The sequence below is a fragment of the Paraburkholderia sabiae genome, assembly GCF_030412785.1.
In the GTDB taxonomy this organism is placed as follows: domain Bacteria; phylum Pseudomonadota; class Gammaproteobacteria; order Burkholderiales; family Burkholderiaceae; genus Paraburkholderia; species Paraburkholderia sabiae.
In genome coordinates, this window is record NZ_CP125297.1 from 409663 (window position 1) to 424369 (window position 14707).

16 protein-coding genes are annotated in these 14707 nt (G+C 56.5%); 9 read left to right on the top strand and 7 right to left on the bottom strand.

The genetic code is table 11. From position 1 onward, the window contains the following. Window positions 1-128 precede the first annotated feature (128 nt). The 7 genes from QEN71_RS41630 (at window position 129) to QEN71_RS41660 (ending at window position 8071) form a co-directional block, all read left to right on the top strand. Window positions 129-2681 (top strand): type VI secretion system Vgr family protein, encoded by a 2553-nt coding sequence (locus tag QEN71_RS41630; RefSeq protein WP_201662887.1) that lies wholly within the window; start codon window positions 129-131, stop codon window positions 2679-2681. An 8-nt stretch (window positions 2682-2689) separates the two neighbouring features. Beyond that, the gene (locus QEN71_RS41635) at window positions 2690-3493 is read left to right on the top strand and encodes a DUF4123 domain-containing protein (RefSeq protein ID WP_201662998.1); all 804 of its coding nucleotides are present in this window, start codon (window positions 2690-2692) and stop codon (window positions 3491-3493) included. Window positions 3494-3540: 47 nt separating this feature from the next. Continuing rightward, window positions 3541-3987: a DUF3304 domain-containing protein gene (locus tag QEN71_RS41640; RefSeq protein ID WP_201662995.1), complete on the top strand. Its 447-nt coding sequence runs from the start codon at window positions 3541-3543 to the stop codon at window positions 3985-3987. A 157-nt stretch (window positions 3988-4144) separates the two neighbouring features. Next, complete coding sequence (locus tag QEN71_RS41645) at window positions 4145-5590, top strand: T6SS phospholipase effector Tle1-like catalytic domain-containing protein (RefSeq protein ID WP_290468276.1); 1446 nt, start codon at window positions 4145-4147, stop codon at window positions 5588-5590. A gap of 199 nt (window positions 5591-5789) precedes the next feature. Further along, window positions 5790-6215, top strand: coding sequence for a hypothetical protein (locus QEN71_RS41650; RefSeq protein ID WP_201662978.1), 426 nt, complete (start codon window positions 5790-5792; stop codon window positions 6213-6215). Between the two features lie 419 nt (window positions 6216-6634). Beyond that, window positions 6635-6949 carry a DUF6678 family protein gene (locus QEN71_RS41655; RefSeq protein ID WP_201662925.1) on the top strand — a complete coding sequence of 105 codons (315 nt, stop codon included), beginning with the start codon at window positions 6635-6637 and terminating at the stop codon, window positions 6947-6949. Between the two features lie 177 nt (window positions 6950-7126). Then, window positions 7127-8071: a hypothetical protein gene (locus QEN71_RS41660; RefSeq protein WP_290468277.1), complete on the top strand. Its 945-nt coding sequence runs from the start codon at window positions 7127-7129 to the stop codon at window positions 8069-8071. Between the two features lie 299 nt (window positions 8072-8370). Here the strand turns inward: QEN71_RS41660 and QEN71_RS41665 are convergent, their stop codons facing one another. From QEN71_RS41665 to QEN71_RS41690, 6 genes are all read right to left on the bottom strand, one after another. After that, window positions 8371-8727 carry a hypothetical protein gene (locus QEN71_RS41665; RefSeq protein ID WP_290468278.1) on the bottom strand — a complete coding sequence of 119 codons (357 nt, stop codon included), beginning with the start codon at window positions 8725-8727 and terminating at the stop codon, window positions 8371-8373. A gap of 255 nt (window positions 8728-8982) precedes the next feature. Further along, window positions 8983-10428 (bottom strand): IS1182 family transposase, encoded by a 1446-nt coding sequence (locus tag QEN71_RS41670; RefSeq protein ID WP_290468279.1) that lies wholly within the window; start codon window positions 10426-10428, stop codon window positions 8983-8985. Between the two features lie 258 nt (window positions 10429-10686). After that, the gene (locus QEN71_RS41675; protein ID WP_201661905.1) at window positions 10687-11007 is read right to left on the bottom strand and encodes a hypothetical protein; all 321 of its coding nucleotides are present in this window, start codon (window positions 11005-11007) and stop codon (window positions 10687-10689) included. Window positions 11008-11301: 294 nt separating this feature from the next. Beyond that, window positions 11302-11643: a hypothetical protein gene (locus QEN71_RS41680; protein ID WP_201661908.1), complete on the bottom strand. Its 342-nt coding sequence runs from the start codon at window positions 11641-11643 to the stop codon at window positions 11302-11304. A 120-nt stretch (window positions 11644-11763) separates the two neighbouring features. Beyond that, a complete protein-coding gene (locus tag QEN71_RS41685) occupies window positions 11764-12057 on the bottom strand; it encodes a hypothetical protein (RefSeq protein ID WP_201661911.1) in 294 nt (97 codons plus the stop codon). Window positions 12058-12118: 61 nt separating this feature from the next. Then, the gene (locus tag QEN71_RS41690) at window positions 12119-12514 is read right to left on the bottom strand and encodes a hypothetical protein (protein WP_201661914.1); all 396 of its coding nucleotides are present in this window, start codon (window positions 12512-12514) and stop codon (window positions 12119-12121) included. Between the two features lie 323 nt (window positions 12515-12837). Between QEN71_RS41690 and QEN71_RS41695 the strand changes: the two genes are divergently transcribed. Both QEN71_RS41695 and QEN71_RS41700 read left to right on the top strand, forming a co-directional pair. Continuing rightward, window positions 12838-13272 (top strand): GNAT family N-acetyltransferase, encoded by a 435-nt coding sequence (locus QEN71_RS41695; RefSeq protein WP_201661917.1) that lies wholly within the window; start codon window positions 12838-12840, stop codon window positions 13270-13272. 96 nt (window positions 13273-13368) lie between these two features. Then, window positions 13369-13986, top strand: coding sequence for a LysE family translocator (locus QEN71_RS41700; protein WP_201661920.1), 618 nt, complete (start codon window positions 13369-13371; stop codon window positions 13984-13986). A gap of 188 nt (window positions 13987-14174) precedes the next feature. On the opposite strand, the gene QEN71_RS41705 is transcribed toward QEN71_RS41700, so the two are convergent. Beyond that, window positions 14175-14558 (bottom strand): VOC family protein, encoded by a 384-nt coding sequence (locus QEN71_RS41705; protein WP_201661922.1) that lies wholly within the window; start codon window positions 14556-14558, stop codon window positions 14175-14177. Window positions 14559-14707 lie beyond the last annotated feature (149 nt).

Consider the following 14707-nt stretch of genomic DNA (forward strand, 5'->3'; position numbering starts at 1 on the left):
AATGCCCGGCGCATATTTAACCTTTCTCGATTCCCATTTAAAGATTTTTTAAAATCTGGCCAATGGTTTATTCGTCTTATTCTTGTAGAATCGCGCGGGTTAAGTAGTAACGGACAAAAAGAGGCGTTATGGGGGCGCAGGACGTTATCGCGGCCATTACTGGTCGTCTTGCACAGGGCGACCGGCTGTTGAAACTGGATACGCCGCTCGGCAGCGATGTACTTGTACCGCAACGAGTGGTCGGCAAATCGCCCATCGGGCGGCACTTCGAGTTCACGCTGGACGTCGTTTCGACGTCGTCGAACATCGAACTCAAGAAACTGATCGCGCAGCCCGTTACGCTCTGGATCCAGCAGTCCGATAAGTCCTATTTGCCGCATAACGGCTTTGTCCATACCGCACGCCGGCTCGGTTCGGATAGCACGCTAACGAGCTATCAGATCGGCTTCGCGTCGTGGATGCACTTCCTCAAGTTCAGGCGCGATCAGCGTATCTGGCAGGACGTGAGCGTCGAAGAAATCGTCAGTGATGTTTTCAATGCTCATCCCCAGGCGCAAGGACGATTCCGGTTTGCACTCTCCCGGCAGTTGCCTACGCGTTCGTATTGCCGGCAGGACGAATACGACTGGAACTTCGTGCATCGATTGCTGGAATCGGAAGGTCTTTATGGTTTCTGGCAGCAGGCAGAGGACGGCAAGTCACATATGCTGCTGATCACAGACAATCTGTCGTCATTCAAGCCCACGTCGCCGAAAACGGTGAGCTTCTACCGTGCTGGAACGAACAGCGAAACGGATGCGCTCACACAATGGTCGGGTACGCGCACGTTGCAAAGCGCGCTGTTGACGACGCGTACGTTCGACTATAAAAGCCCCGCCGGTGTTTATAACCCCAAGGGTACCAGCACGCCGACGATGCCATCACAGGGCGCATTGCCGGCGCAGGCAGAGGTGTACGAATATACCGGTGCTTATACCTACGGCGAGCAGGATCGCGGCGATCAGCTGTCGCGCATCCGTATGGAAGAGTGGGAGTCGCGAGCGAAGCGCTTTCATGGTGTCGGCGGTATGCGCGGTATCGATGCCGGACAGCGCTTCACATTGAGCGGCCATCCCGATCACGATCGCGATGCGGCCGATCAGCGGGAATTCGCCGTGATCGAAACCGTCTGGACAATCGAGAACAACCTGCCTGTCAGCAGCGATGCGCCCGTCTTTCCGCATAGCATTCAGGCAACGGTGGCGGCAGTGCGTGCACGACATGAGGGTGCATCTGCGCCGAGCACGCTGATCAGCGATGGATCGGAAGGCTTCTATCGCGTCGATATCGAGGCGCAGCGGACAACTGTGCCTTATCGGAGTCCATTCGAGCACGCGAAGCCGGATGTGCAGCTTGAATCGGCGATAGTCGTCGGCCCGCAGAACGAAGCGGTCTATACCGACGAACTGAATCGCATCAAGGTACGTTTCGTTTGGGACCGGCTCAATAGCGGCGACGAGCGGGCGTCCTGCTGGCTGCGCGTCGTGCAGTCGGATGCGGGCGGTGCTTATGGTGGCGTGCATCTGCCGCGTGTTGGCGAGGAAGTCCTGGTCGATTACGTCGATGGCGATTGTGACCGTCCGATTGTGGTGGCAAGGGTCTACAACGGCGCGGCGAAACCGCAGTGGCATTCGAATGGTTTGCTGTCTGGCTATCGTTCGAAGGAATTCGGAGGTAGTGGATACAACCAGATGGTGATGGACGACGCGACGGGCCAAAACCGCTTGCACCTCTACAGTACGACGGCAAATTCTGGTCTGCACCTGGGCTATCTGGTCGCGCAGAATGGCAACACGCGCGGTGCGTATCTCGGCAGCGGGTTCGATCTCGCCACAGACAACTACGGCGCGGTACGGGCTGCCGAAGGTCTCCTCATGACGACGTACGCGAAGAGCGTGGGCAGCCAGCAACTGGATGTGAGCGAGACGCGGCAGCAAATCACGAATTCACAGGGTGTGATCGATGCGATGTCCGCGGCTGGCGAGATGCATCAAGCGGAGAACCTCAAAGGCGGTTCCGACGCGTTGAAGTCGTTTGCCGATGCGATGCAAGACAGCGTCGAGGGTTCAGCCTCGGGTGGTCGAACAGCGGGCGGCGGCACGGGCAGTGCGAATGCGTTCGCGCAACCCGTAATCGCGCTCGCGAGTCCGGCGGGTATCGGCATGTCGACGCACGATTCGACGCATGTGTCGGCGGCACAGCAGATCAATCTGGTCAGTGGGCAAAGCACGCATATCGCAGCGGGTAAGTCGCTGATCGCAAGCGTGGGGGAGAAGCTCAGCCTGTTTGTCCAGAGCGCAGGGATGAAACTCTTCGCGGCCAAGGGCAAACTCGAGATTCAGGCCCATGCCGATAACATCGAACTGACTGCGCAGAAGACCTTCAAGGTACTGTCCGCGACGGAAAACATCGAAGCGGCGGCGAAGCAGGAGATCCTGCTTACATCGGGGGGCGCGTACCTTCGGATCAAAGGCGGAAACATCGAGATTCACGCGCCAGGGAAGATTGACATCAAGGGAAGTCAACATTCGTTTGCGGGGCCGACGGGCGATGTGTATCCGCTGCCGTCGATGCCGAAATCCATCTGCATTCCTTGCCTGCTCGCTGAATACTCGCAGGGCGCGCTGCTGGGTACGAAATGAGTTCAAACGTGTCCGTCAACGAGTCGATGGCGCCCGGAGCGCTGGAGCAGGAAATCGCCGGATTCCATGCACACGCCGCTGGACGGGCGCTTTATGCCCTGGTATATGGCGTCGCCTATCCAACGCTTTTCTCTGTGTTATCGGGGAAAGCGCTCGATTTTCCGGCGACCCCTAACATCGAACTGGTGTTCGACGCGCCGGATGACATCGGCGAACGGCAATTCGGGCCATTCGTCATCGCAATCCACTCGCCGCAGTCCGATGTAGTGCGCCTGCTTTGCGAGAAATGTGTCGAGGATCCACGCGGGTTATCGTTCATCGTGTCACCGCTTTCGCTTCTACGCCTGACCGACGCGCTCCGGATTAGACTGGATGCCAGATGCGACGACGGAACGGAATGGCAGGTCAAACTGTTCGACACACGCGTGATTCCCGTATTGGTAAAAGCATTGACTGAATACCAATTGAAGTCGTATCTCGCGATGTTGGACGAATGGTGGTATCTGGATCGCAAGGGTTCGCTTCAGAAAGTGATCCACGAGTTTCAGGCCGATGCGCCATATCTCGCGCCACTGAAGTTGAACGATCGACAGGTAAGCGTCTTCACCGACGCGGGAGTCGTCGATTCAATCTTATACATGTTGGCGCAGACGGACGACGATTTGCTGGCAATGATCGATGAATCGATGCGCTACGACCTCGTAGCCGACGCGCTGAATGGGTCGAGCGACCAGGAAAGGAACAGTTCTTTGCTGCTCGCCGACCGTGCACGTCGCGCGCTGATCGCATTTTGTGAGGACAAACTCGAGTGATGCGTTTGAGAAATCTGCTCAAGGTCGGAATTCTTGTCGGAGTCGGTATGGTGGGATCTTCAAGTTTGACGGGTTGCGCGAAAGAGCCGTATGAGCTCGAACTGGTCGGTTACGACTACACGGATCGGGCATTGCTGGACTTCGCGGTCAACGGCATATCGGGTGGCAACGTCTTTTTGAGTACAAAGACATCGGGTGGCGGTAAATACGCCTGCTGTGTGCTGCTCGATCGTTCGACGAAAACGCCGTTCACGATCGACGTCGACTACATGCGCGAAGCACTCGTGGCCTATCCGTCGGACAAGATTGTCGAACCCGCCGACAAGGATCATCTGAAGGCGCATGTCGAAGTCAAAGGGCCTATTCCGGAGAAGCCTGCATATCTCGAAGTGCACTTCTATCCGGATGGACATATCGAAGGCGCGATTTCAGGTGACGACGGCCCTTCGCCACCGCGTTTGAAGCTCGAACGCCGTTTGCCTTACGTTCGCTGACGGGGCAGACATGCTCGACGATACCCAGCTTCCGCCATTGGCAGGATTACGCCCGTTGTCGCTCGAAGAGCGCCGGCAACGGGCGGCCGCAATCGCTTGCCTTGACCCGTCGAAAAAGCCCGGAACGCCTGACTGTTCCCAGACGGTATGGGTCTCGGTGTTCTTTGATGGAACGGGCAACAACCGCTTCAACGACACACCGAAGCTCAAGCACAGCAACGTCGCGCGGCTCTTCCTGACACATCCGGAAAGCGATGACGAGTTGGGCAAGTACGCCATCTATGTTCCCGGACTCGGTACGCCGTATCCGGAAATCGGCGAGCATGACTACAGCACGATGGGGCTTGGCGTGGCATCGGGCGGCGACGCGCGGCTTGTGAAAGCGTGCGCTGATTTCGACAAACTGGTGGCGAAAGCCAAAGCACGCGCAAAAAATCCGTCACAGCCGATACGCATGATCAATCTGGCGCTGTTCGGCTTTTCGCGCGGTGCGGCACTTGCACGGGCTTTCGCGATTCGAATTGCGAAAGACTGTCGCCAGGGTGCCGGCGGCTGGACGTATCAAGGGCATCCCATTCGCCTCTATTTCATGGGACTGTTCGACACCGTCGCTTCGGCCGGCGTGCCCGCAAGCGCCAAAACGTATGATCACAGTCCTCTCGTCAGGATTGGCACCTATGTCATTTCGCCGTTGGCAGGCATCGGATTGTCCGTCACGAGCAAGGACGGCCACTACGAGTGGGCGAAGGATCTGCGCATACCGGCGATGGTGGAGCAGTGCGTTCACTACATCGCCGCACATGAAGTCAGAGACTCGTTTCCGCTCGATTCCGTGCGTGACGGAAAGCACTATCCTGCCAATGTTCACGAAGTCATCTATCCGGGTGTGCATTCGGACGTCGGCGGCGGATACGCGCCGGGCGAGCAGACGCGCGCCTTGAAGGACGAAGACAAACTCAGCCAGGTGCCGCTGCTTCATATGTATCGCGCGGCAAGAGCGGCGGGCGTACCGCTGTCCGCGCTTGACATTCTGGGTCCGGGTATCAAGGGGGCGTTCGACGTTTCGTCAAAGACAGCCGCGCTCTTCGACTCGTACATGAGCCGCGCGAAGGCAAGCGGCCCCGTTGAGAAAGCGACGTCGGATCATCTCTTTCAGATGTATATCGCGCGCAGCTATCTGTCGAAGCTCACGAACGACGAGAAAGCCCAGGCGCGGGTTGCGGCAGCCGAACAGGTACTGACCGAGACCCACAATAACGACCTCGTGCCGAACGTCAGGAAGGAACTCGCCATTATCACGGCGGATGGCAACGCTGTGAATGAGGCGACTGCTTCCGCCGAGACCAAACGGCTTGACGGCGGCAAACTCAGCTTGCGGGAAGAGACGCTTGCAAGAGCATATGAGGATGTCTCGCTGATTGTCGGCGAGGCGGAACAGCGCGACCGTTTGCTCGACTTCTTCGACTATCTGGTCCACGATTCCGTCGCGGGTTTCGCGAAAGATTTTTCCAAGTTGCAGAATTGGCGGATGGTGTATTTCGGTCAGGTTGCGTACGAGCCGGCAAACGATTGGAGTCTGTCGGGACCTGCATCGCCGCTTTGAAGCCATGTAGCACAGGCCTCGTCGCCGCCTGCAGAACAAATCATGAAATGACTGTTCTTCGCCGCAGTAGCAGCGACTGGTCTGCTGACGTTCCTAGCCTGTGACAGCGGCTTGCACTTCTGCCAGTTGTTGAATGAGTCGTTCCGGGACACTTCCGGTCACTCGGCAGCAGCCCCTTTATTGTCAATGTGAAAGGAACATGATTGTGCAGAGAACCGGAATTGCGCTTTGTGTGGCAATTGTGCTTACTGGCAATGCGTCAGCGGCAGTCGCAGACCCGAACAGTCTCGAATGCTCTGTTGACCAGAAAGAGGTGTCTCACGATCTTGAGGTGAAGCAGTCCAATGGTGTCATCGTCAGCTTTTCGTATCTGTCCAGCGTTCCCATGCAGGGTCTCGCGACGAATTGCACCATAGATTCCAGCTTGGTCAAGGGTACACCCATCGTCTCCGGTACTACGACTACATACCCGATGCTGGACGGTGATGTTTTGACGGTCACAAAGACGGCGCGTGGCTTCCTGTTCGATATGTCGAAGTTGGACCAGGTGAAATACTGCAGCGGTACTATCGCGACGAAAATTCTCCTTCAGCCTGGGAAAAAGAAGTGTGTGCTCATGCCTTGAACGGTGTACTGAAATAGTTCGCGATTTTGTGAGGTGGCATCGAAGGTTCTCTCGCGACGCGAGCGTCTCGGGTAACCGCGCAGTGGTCATTGCAGGGCCGTCTGAACTGCCCTGCCGATGTGCTAGATGAAACTTCGATGCCGAAACTTCTGCGTGGTCTGTAACTTTCCCGGCTCGAACAGAGGAACTGCGACCATCCGCTAACGAGAATGCCGAAGGTCCGCTCCGGGTCGGCTTCAGAAATTTGTCACCGCAACCGGGAGAGCGAATCGCGGGTAGGCGACGATCTTCCGGGTTCCGGCCACTAACAGTCGTTCGACACTGGCGCGAGAATCGTCAACAATGCAGCCAGGAGGGACGGCCCGATTTTGGGGCTGCATGATTCTCTACATCGGCTTTTCGATAGGCGGGCTCAACCCATGATTCCTGTTATGAACGATACAAAATGGTCCGAATTACGGATGGGTATGCATGGGCTTGGGGAATTGTCGCCTCGATTCCGCGTTCGCAGCCTTCGTAGCGGTGGAATCAGCGCGTGGGATCGGGAATGGTTCTATCACTTCTTCGGTCGTCATGAAGAGGATGAATGGGTCGAGGTTGAGGTGACGTCAACTGCACAGCACGACGCTGTACTGCGTCTACTCCAGTCGGTGCATGTCCCTGGTGTAACGACAGAGAACGGCTTCAAAATTTTCGGCTACGTTGCTAGAGGAGCACAGGTTGACTACCTTTAGCTGGAGCAGCCCGAGGACGAATTGCGGCCACAAGCGGTCCGTCGAAGCTTAGTCCGAAATTGTTGACGATCACTGCGCTGAGAACTCTTTCAGCCAAACGATTCCCGCGCGTTGCCAAGCCTGACCGATTGGCACGGCGTGTCACAATTGCGCCACCTCCAATCCCGACCACACTCCATGTTCCGTCCCGCCCTGCAATTCGCCGCGCTGCTTCTGTTTTGGATGACCGCCAACACGGCGCTAGCCGACTCTCAGTACTTCCACAAGACCTTTGCGGGTCGCATCGGCGATCGCTATGCGTTCACGATGGATCTTAAGAATGTCGACGGCAGGCTGTCAGGAAGCTATCGCTACGACGGCAAGCGCAATGATATCTCTCTGAGCGGCAAGATCGACCCGTCAGGTACCTTTACGATGGACGAGATCGGCAGCGCCGGCCAACGCACCGGCACCTTCACCGGCAAGGTGGCCAGCGACACCCTCGGTGGCAGTTGGGTTTCCGCCCGTGGCGACCGGCATTTGCCCGTTGACGCGCATCAGACCTCGGAAATTGTCATCGGTTCGAAGCGCGAGATTCTCACGCAGGCGATCGGCACTTATACGCTCGATGGCATCAGCGGCTCGGGCGGCGCCAACGGCATGTGGGAGTCATGGAGGGACAAAGGCCGATGGCAATCGAACGTATCGTCCATCGAGATGGCGCGCCGCGAGTTCTCGGACGTGAGCCTGACGCACGAAGACCTGCACCGTCTCAACAGCATGACGGTCACGGTAGACACCTCGCTCGCCATGCGCCTGAGCGTCGATGGCAAGGTGGTGCTGTCGATCCCTTACCGCGACGCCGGCATGCAGTACGAGATCAGCCAGCCCCACGACAGCGTCGTGGAGGAAGACCTGAAGACGCTGTCGCCCGCCAGCACCGTCCATGATGAGCATCTCTACCTGCTCGTCCGCGACACGATTGATTTCGTGCCGGCGATGTCGGGCACCTATCTGCCCGACGACGCCGTGGACGTCGTGACGGTCAGCTACGCCGTCGTCGGCAAGACCTTCGACGTCTACCTGCGGGACGGCAGCTGCTGCGGCGGTACCGTGTTCACCTTCCGGCGCAAGGGCCGATGACGGCGCCACATCATGCGCCTCCAGGTAAGACCCCAAGTGCAGCGTCGGCGTCTGTGCTCGCCTGAATGGCCGTTGACGAGAAATGTGTACGACCGTAAAGGGTCGTGAGTACGCACTGCCGACTGGCAGCTTCCGGGAAGCGGAATTCCACTGGCCGCTTTCCGGCGATGAATTTGAAGAGCGGGCTGACGCAGCCCGACCCATAAGGGACTTCCAGCTCTCTCGTTAACGGACAGTCGCGAGGTTCGTTTGGCGGTCTCACGAACGAGCGCTTGGACAGGTGATCATGCTTTGCATCGTCAATATTTTGTCCAAATCTCCGTGCCTTCGAACGCGCACCCTTCTTGTTCGTGCGTTGCATCTAGAATTGAGGGCCATTCGATGCGCGGATGGTAGATATATCGCGGCAAAACGAAGTATCTGGAATGCGTCACGTCGACAACCGTCGTCAGCCTTTCGAATTTCTGTTCCATCCAACTGAAGGCAATGAAGTTCGAGCATTCGGATATTGCGAACATGCTGCCCCATGCATATCCGGGAAACGGGCGCCCCGCGATCTCAACAACGTGAAATGAATCTCCATGCGGAGGTTCGCCTTCATATTGCAGTGTGATCTCATAGCTGCGATCGGGCGGCATCAACACATAGTCGCCCATGCCTGCCCAATGGCAAAGGTTATCAACCGTATATTGGATCCTGCAAGGTTCCATCCGCCTGTTTTCCGTCGCAACGAAGGTTTTTCACCTGATTGTCGATGATTCGCGCAGGTATGTCGAACGACCGCTCCTGGCCGAGGTTGTGTGGAAACGACTTTTTTCGCGTTAAGGCGAGTTTGCCTGCCGTGCTGGAGCGCGTTTTGTAGACCCGGCGATCTTCTCGACATCGCCGGTCGCAAGAAGGCCCTCAGGGCCTCAGCTTCCAGCCATCCTCATCGCCTTCATCGTCCTCGCAACCCCAAGTATATTCATGACTCGCTTTAGGTTGTAGGCCAGTACCTGGAGACTCATTTCGGTACTCACCCGCCCAAGCGTGCGGGTCAGGAAGTGTGTGGAACCCATCCAGTGCTTGAGCGTTCCGAAGACATGCTCGACAGTACTTCTGCGTACGGTCATTGCCTCAGGACTTCGGTCCAACCGGCGCTGCATCGCTTCCAGTACATGTTCGTGCTCCCATCGTCGGATGCGGCGATAGTCGCTGGGCGAACAGCGCGCCTTGAGAGGGCAGCGCGGGCAAGCGCTGGGCCAGTACATCCGCAGATTCATTTCATTTTCGACGGTGTTGAATCGATGAATGGCGCGTTCGCCGGCCGGGCATCGGTACACGTCGTCTTTTGCAACGTAGACGAAGTCGCGCTTTGTAAAGAGGCCCTTCTTCCTGGACGCCGAGGTCAGTGGTTTGGGGACATACGCCGTGATGCCGGCCAGATCGCACGAGCGGATCTCAGGACCGCTGTAGTAGCCTCGATCAGCCAGCACCTTCAGTCCTGGTTTGTCCATCGCCTCCTTCGCTGAGACGGCCATCTTGCTGAGTTGACCACGATCGTTTCTGACGTTGGTCACCTCGTGCTCGACAATCAGATGATGCTTCGTGTCCACAACAGTCTGAACGTTGTAGCCGACCGTTCCGGTTCGCCTGCCGTCACTGGTCATGGAACGGGAGTCCGGATCCGTGAGCGACAACTGTTTGTCGGGCTGGTTTTTCAACTGCGCTCTGATCTGCTCGAGTTCACGCATCTGCTGGCGCAAACGGGCGATCTTCTCGTAAAGCCGCACAGTCTTCACATCGAAACCAATCGGGCTGGTTCGGTCTGCGGTTTCAATCGCGTCGAGGTATCGCTGAACGCTTTCCTCAATCTGCTGCTGACGCTTGTCGATTTTGCCCGCCGTGTAATTCCTGTCCCGGCTGTTCACAGCCTTGAACTTGCTGCCGTCGATGGCCACCGTATCGGCAGATAGCAGTTTCAGACCGCGGCATAGTTCGACGAAACGCCGGCATACGTTCCGTATTGCCGCGCCGTTGTCGCGGCGAAAGTCTGCGATCGTCTTGAAGTCTGGTGTCAGACGTCCTGTCAGCCACATCATTTCGATATTGCGCTGGCATTCGCGCTCAAGACGCCGACTGGAAGGTACCCGGTTCAGGTAGCCATAAATGTAGACCTTGAGCATCATGCCCGGGTGGTAGGACGGACGCCCTGTGACTGCAGGCTTAGCGCCGTTGAAGCCAAGTTCCGCAAGGTCCAGTTCGTCGACGAAGACATCTATGATTCTGACCGGATTGTCCTGTCCTATGTAGTCGTCGACGCATTCGGGAAGTAGTGCGACCTGCTTGCGGTCATCGCCTTCAACGAATCGCTTCATGAGTCACCCGCTCTCAATGAGTTGATTCAGTTTAGGCGATCGATGCGTTTTCACACACCCTCGGCCGTTTGCGTAGGTCTTACCTGTGTAACAACCTTTCTCGTTCAAAGTCAGAAGGTAGACGGCCTTGCTTTGAATCTGAAGTTCTGCGGATGGCTCCGAGTCCTTGGGGAAAATACTGATGGCCTACGGTGCTGCATCCGGCAAGAAGAGCGAGCGCATATGCGGCGAGTACTGTCTTCGGCGTGTTATGCATCTCTATTCGTATTTGAATTCAAGCGAGTATCTACCGGCCTCGACATCGACAGTAAATTTGCATCTTTTCCATCGTGGCTGATTCTTTGCAACAAAGAAGCGTCGATGCTCGACAAGCAGCTCGAGTAACTGACGATTCACGTTAACGCCGCCGGTAAACCACGAGTCGTTACCGATACCGTCTATTAAGTCGAAAGCAAATTGCGCGTGATCATCTTCGTCACTCAGGTCCGCTTGCATCATGATGATTTTTGCTTCGTCTGGTGCTGCCGAACAAAGCAACTGCCCGATCTCGTTGCAAATCTGAACGTCCCTGCTGTCCATCACTTACCTCCCGGTGCGTTCTTAAAATACTGTCCCACAAGCCGTCCATTGTCGAGCTGTAGGTAATATTGAACCCATCTGGCCGCTTGCTCGCCTCCGTATACAAGACCTCTATGGACGCTTCAACGTCTTGGCCGTTTCGAACGGCTTTCCCTTACGTCACCACTCGCTCATCGAGAGACGAACCTCGGCTGCGGCGACGTCAGCGTTCACTGCAAGCGAATGCGTACTTGCGACCCTGAACGGCCCTTCACCGTTGTCCAAACCGGTCGTTCATTCTCAATTTCGGCGGATTCAGGGAGCCAGCCGAGTGTTATCTGACACCGTGAAAGCCACACACTGAAGATGACGACAAAGTTCACCGAGACACTCGATGAATTGGTCGCGAGATGATGTTGACCACGTCAGACCAGAGCGCAGAGCGAGGTGCGCGGAACCCACGGGGTCATTCGCCAGAGTGACTTCCAGACTGTATTCCTCGGCATTCACAAACACGCCCGTTGCAGCTCCCGGGAACGTGGCATCAAAGATTCGCCGCACGGACTCGGCGTCACCCAAAGCGCTTACTTCGCGAACATCGTTCAGACTTTCTGCATCACGATTCGCCGGTTTAAGGACGATGATGTCAAAACTCATTGCCAGTCCTTTTGTACTAGGTTGAATATGCGGGCGTGTCCGAGGTTCTCCGGCGAATTGACGACGATCTATGTGCCGATGTCGAACGCCCCTTCCTGGCCGGACACGGTATTTCGCTGATCAGCCTGATTGAAGGTTGGTGACGCAGTCGCCGATTGCCTGCGCGAACAGCGGACCGGATAAATCGATACCTACCCGCGCGAGCGAAAGCAACAATTGGTCGACGCCTTCAACGACGCCGACAATGCGGCCGTTTTTAACGGGATCGCTAAAGACAGGTAGTGCGTCGGGCAAGTGGGATTCGATACTTGCGATTCCGTCCTCAACTTGAAGGTCGATTCCGAACGGCAGCGAAAATTCTCGATTCTTAACCATATTTCCTGTCTCGAGGACTTCAGCAGCCGCATTGTCCACGAACTGGCGGCCCAGGTCAGACCGAAATTGGCCCGCTGCGCGACGCTATCAACTCACTCACTTACCACCAGCGTTCGAAGTCCGCGAACTTGCGCGCTACCACAGCGAACTCTTCGCGATGAAGCGGTGCAAGAATGGCCATCTTCCCGATAACTCCGTTGGAATGCGTCCTTCTACCCTCGAAGGACACCTGGAAACCAGCAGTAGACTTCAAAACACGCAAAACTAATCGGCGTTCAATGTCGAACAGTTCGGGATTCGTGCAATCGTCGACAGTCAACCCTTTCACGAAGGAATCCCACGTCGAACACGATATCCAAGCACGGTCACGGAAGTGCAAGCGCTGAAGGAATTGGTTGGCCTCTATCGTTACGTTGCAGCACATCGACGGAAGACGGTCGTCCGTTTCCACGACATCTATGTCGATGCGAGACGGCACTTGAAGTGCAATTCTCATAGACGCAACCTTTTCGGCGGCTCCTCAAACTTGGCGGCGAGGGAAATTGTTGACGATTTTACTTCGTTCGTCGAGTGACCGTTTGTGGCCGATTATGTGAGGTCGCCAACGGCCGCTTTATGGCACTCCAGTTCGCGAAAACCTTGATTCGACTGACTGACCGCTTTGGAGACGGCCGTCTGACCGGAGAGGGTCGGTTTTGTGCGTTCGCGGTCGGTCGGGGATCGCGAGGGCGACGAGTGGGTGCTGTTGGCAGGAGCAGTCATTCGACACGGGCGGCTGGATCGTCAACAATACGAGACCTGAATCCCTCTCCAGCCCGTATGCTTATTGAATTGACCGACAGTCCCGAGGCGGACGATGAAGCGTTCGTGATCGCCCAGACCAGAGCGTTCAACGCTGCATTTACGAAGGATGATCTGCGCCCGCTGTGTGTTTTCGTCCGAGACGGTAACGGGAGCATCGTCGGCGGCTTGACCGCGAAGACATGCTGGGATTACCTCGAGATTCAGTTCCTGTGGGTAGATGAGAGCCACCGCGCCAATGGCTTAGCCTCGGACTTGATGAAGACTGCTGAACGGGAAGCTGCGAACCGGGGGTGTAAGCATGTATTCCTAGATACGCTTAGCTTCCAGGCTCCCGGTTTTTACGAAAAGCTTGGTTATTCCGAGTTCGGTCGCCTGGAAGGATTTAACGGGCGGCATCTCCGTCACTTTCTACACAAGTCATTGGCCCCATCGGCATACGTGCAAAGGTAATGGCAGCGATATGTCCGAGATTTTCCAGGCTGTCGTTTGAATATCAACAGAAGGTCTCTAAGACTGCCTGTTCACGGCACTCCAACGAGGGAATAAATGATCGATTCGTCTGCTGTTGCGTCGGTTTTTTCTATCTATGCGGCGGGTGTGGTCATACCCGGTCCGAACTTCGTCGCAGTCGCTCACAAGGCGGTTTCCGGAAGACGTTCCGATACGCTCGCGCTTGTAGCTGGAATCGTAACGGTCAATCTGTTCTGGGCGACCTGCGCGATCTTCGGTATCGGAATGGTGTTTGCCATTTTCCCGTGGCTTGCTGTGGCGATTAAGCTTGCTGGTGCTGCATATCTGATCTGGTTCGGGCTGCGGCTCGTTGTGTCGGCTCGTGCAGGCGATGCGGCGGTCCATCACGTTTCGAAGTCGCCTATTTTTCGTGGGGCATTCCTACAAGGAATCGCGACAAATATCGCGAACCCGAAGTCCATCGCCTTCTATGCTGCCGTGTTTTCGTCGGCCACGCCCGCCCACGTATCCACACCGACCTTCTTTGCAATGCTTGTCACCGTCTGTGTGACTGCGACCTGCTGGTATGGCGCAGTTGCACTTGTCCTATCGCACTCGGCAATTGCAACGGCGTATCGTCGCATGAAGGCCTGGATCGACCGCGCATGTGGATGCGTCATTGTCGCCTTGGGTATCCGGCAGGCTTTTCGCTAGCAATGCGTCCTATCGAACGATTGCATCCACTGGTTGAATCCGCACAAACACCACTGTCGCTTGCGGGTCGGTTTGGTGCGTTTGCCTTCGGCGCGCGATCGGCGAAGACGACGAATGCGTACAGTCGGCCAGAAGCGGTCCGCGGACCGAGGTCTGATGCGATGTCGCCGGGGTGTGTGCTTTTCTCCCTACCCACCACGAAAAACAGCCTCAATGTTGTTCCCGTCCGGATCGAGCACGAAAGCGGCGTAGTAACAAGGCGGATAGCCATGCCGGGTGTCACGGTAGCCGGGTGCGCCGTTATCGGTGCCACCAGCTTTCAGGGCTGCCGCGTAGAATGCGTCTACCTCGGCGCAACTCATCGCTACAAAGGCAGTGTGCTGTTTCACGCCATGCGGGTGAAAGCGGTCAATCCAGAAAACCGGGTATTCGAGGCCGTAGCCGATGCCATCGGTCCCGCTGTTGTCCGGCATTTGCATTATGCGACGCATGCCAAGCGCACCCAAAGCGGCGTCGTAAAACGTCGCGGAACGATGGACATCCGCGACTCCAATTCCGGTGTGATCGATCATCGCAGTACCTTGAGTGTTCATCGATCCATGACGGACCTAGAAGGCCGCCACAATGCGGTCATTCAAAGGTGGTCACCTGTCTACCAGATTCAGCGTCGAGTTGATGACCTGCAAACTAGCGACCGGTTGCGAACTCAGCGCAGGGAAAA

What these genes read in the sequence shown, in the direction of transcription:
- QEN71_RS41630 (WP_201662887.1), top strand. Translation starts at nt 129, where the DNA reads ATGGGGGCGCAGGACGTTATCGCGGCCATTACTGGTCGTCTTGCACAG.
- QEN71_RS41680 (WP_201661908.1), bottom strand. Translation starts at nt 11,643, where the DNA reads ATGAGTTTTGACATCATCGTCCTTAAACCGGCGAATCGTGATGCAGAA.
- QEN71_RS41660 (WP_290468277.1), top strand. Translation starts at nt 7,127, where the DNA reads ATGTTCCGTCCCGCCCTGCAATTCGCCGCGCTGCTTCTGTTTTGGATG.
- QEN71_RS41665 (WP_290468278.1), bottom strand. Translation starts at nt 8,727, where the DNA reads ATGGGCGACTATGTGTTGATGCCGCCCGATCGCAGCTATGAGATCACA.
- QEN71_RS41640 (WP_201662995.1), top strand. Translation starts at nt 3,541, where the DNA reads ATGGTGGGATCTTCAAGTTTGACGGGTTGCGCGAAAGAGCCGTATGAG.
- QEN71_RS41650 (WP_201662978.1), top strand. Translation starts at nt 5,790, where the DNA reads ATGATTGTGCAGAGAACCGGAATTGCGCTTTGTGTGGCAATTGTGCTT.
- QEN71_RS41675 (WP_201661905.1), bottom strand. Translation starts at nt 11,007, where the DNA reads ATGGACAGCAGGGACGTTCAGATTTGCAACGAGATCGGGCAGTTGCTT.
- QEN71_RS41700 (WP_201661920.1), top strand. Translation starts at nt 13,369, where the DNA reads ATGATCGATTCGTCTGCTGTTGCGTCGGTTTTTTCTATCTATGCGGCG.
- QEN71_RS41695 (WP_201661917.1), top strand. Translation starts at nt 12,838, where the DNA reads ATGCTTATTGAATTGACCGACAGTCCCGAGGCGGACGATGAAGCGTTC.
- QEN71_RS41690 (WP_201661914.1), bottom strand. Translation starts at nt 12,514, where the DNA reads ATGAGAATTGCACTTCAAGTGCCGTCTCGCATCGACATAGATGTCGTG.
- QEN71_RS41670 (WP_290468279.1), bottom strand. Translation starts at nt 10,428, where the DNA reads ATGAAGCGATTCGTTGAAGGCGATGACCGCAAGCAGGTCGCACTACTT.
- QEN71_RS41655 (WP_201662925.1), top strand. Translation starts at nt 6,635, where the DNA reads ATGATTCCTGTTATGAACGATACAAAATGGTCCGAATTACGGATGGGT.
- QEN71_RS41705 (WP_201661922.1), bottom strand. Translation starts at nt 14,558, where the DNA reads ATGATCGATCACACCGGAATTGGAGTCGCGGATGTCCATCGTTCCGCG.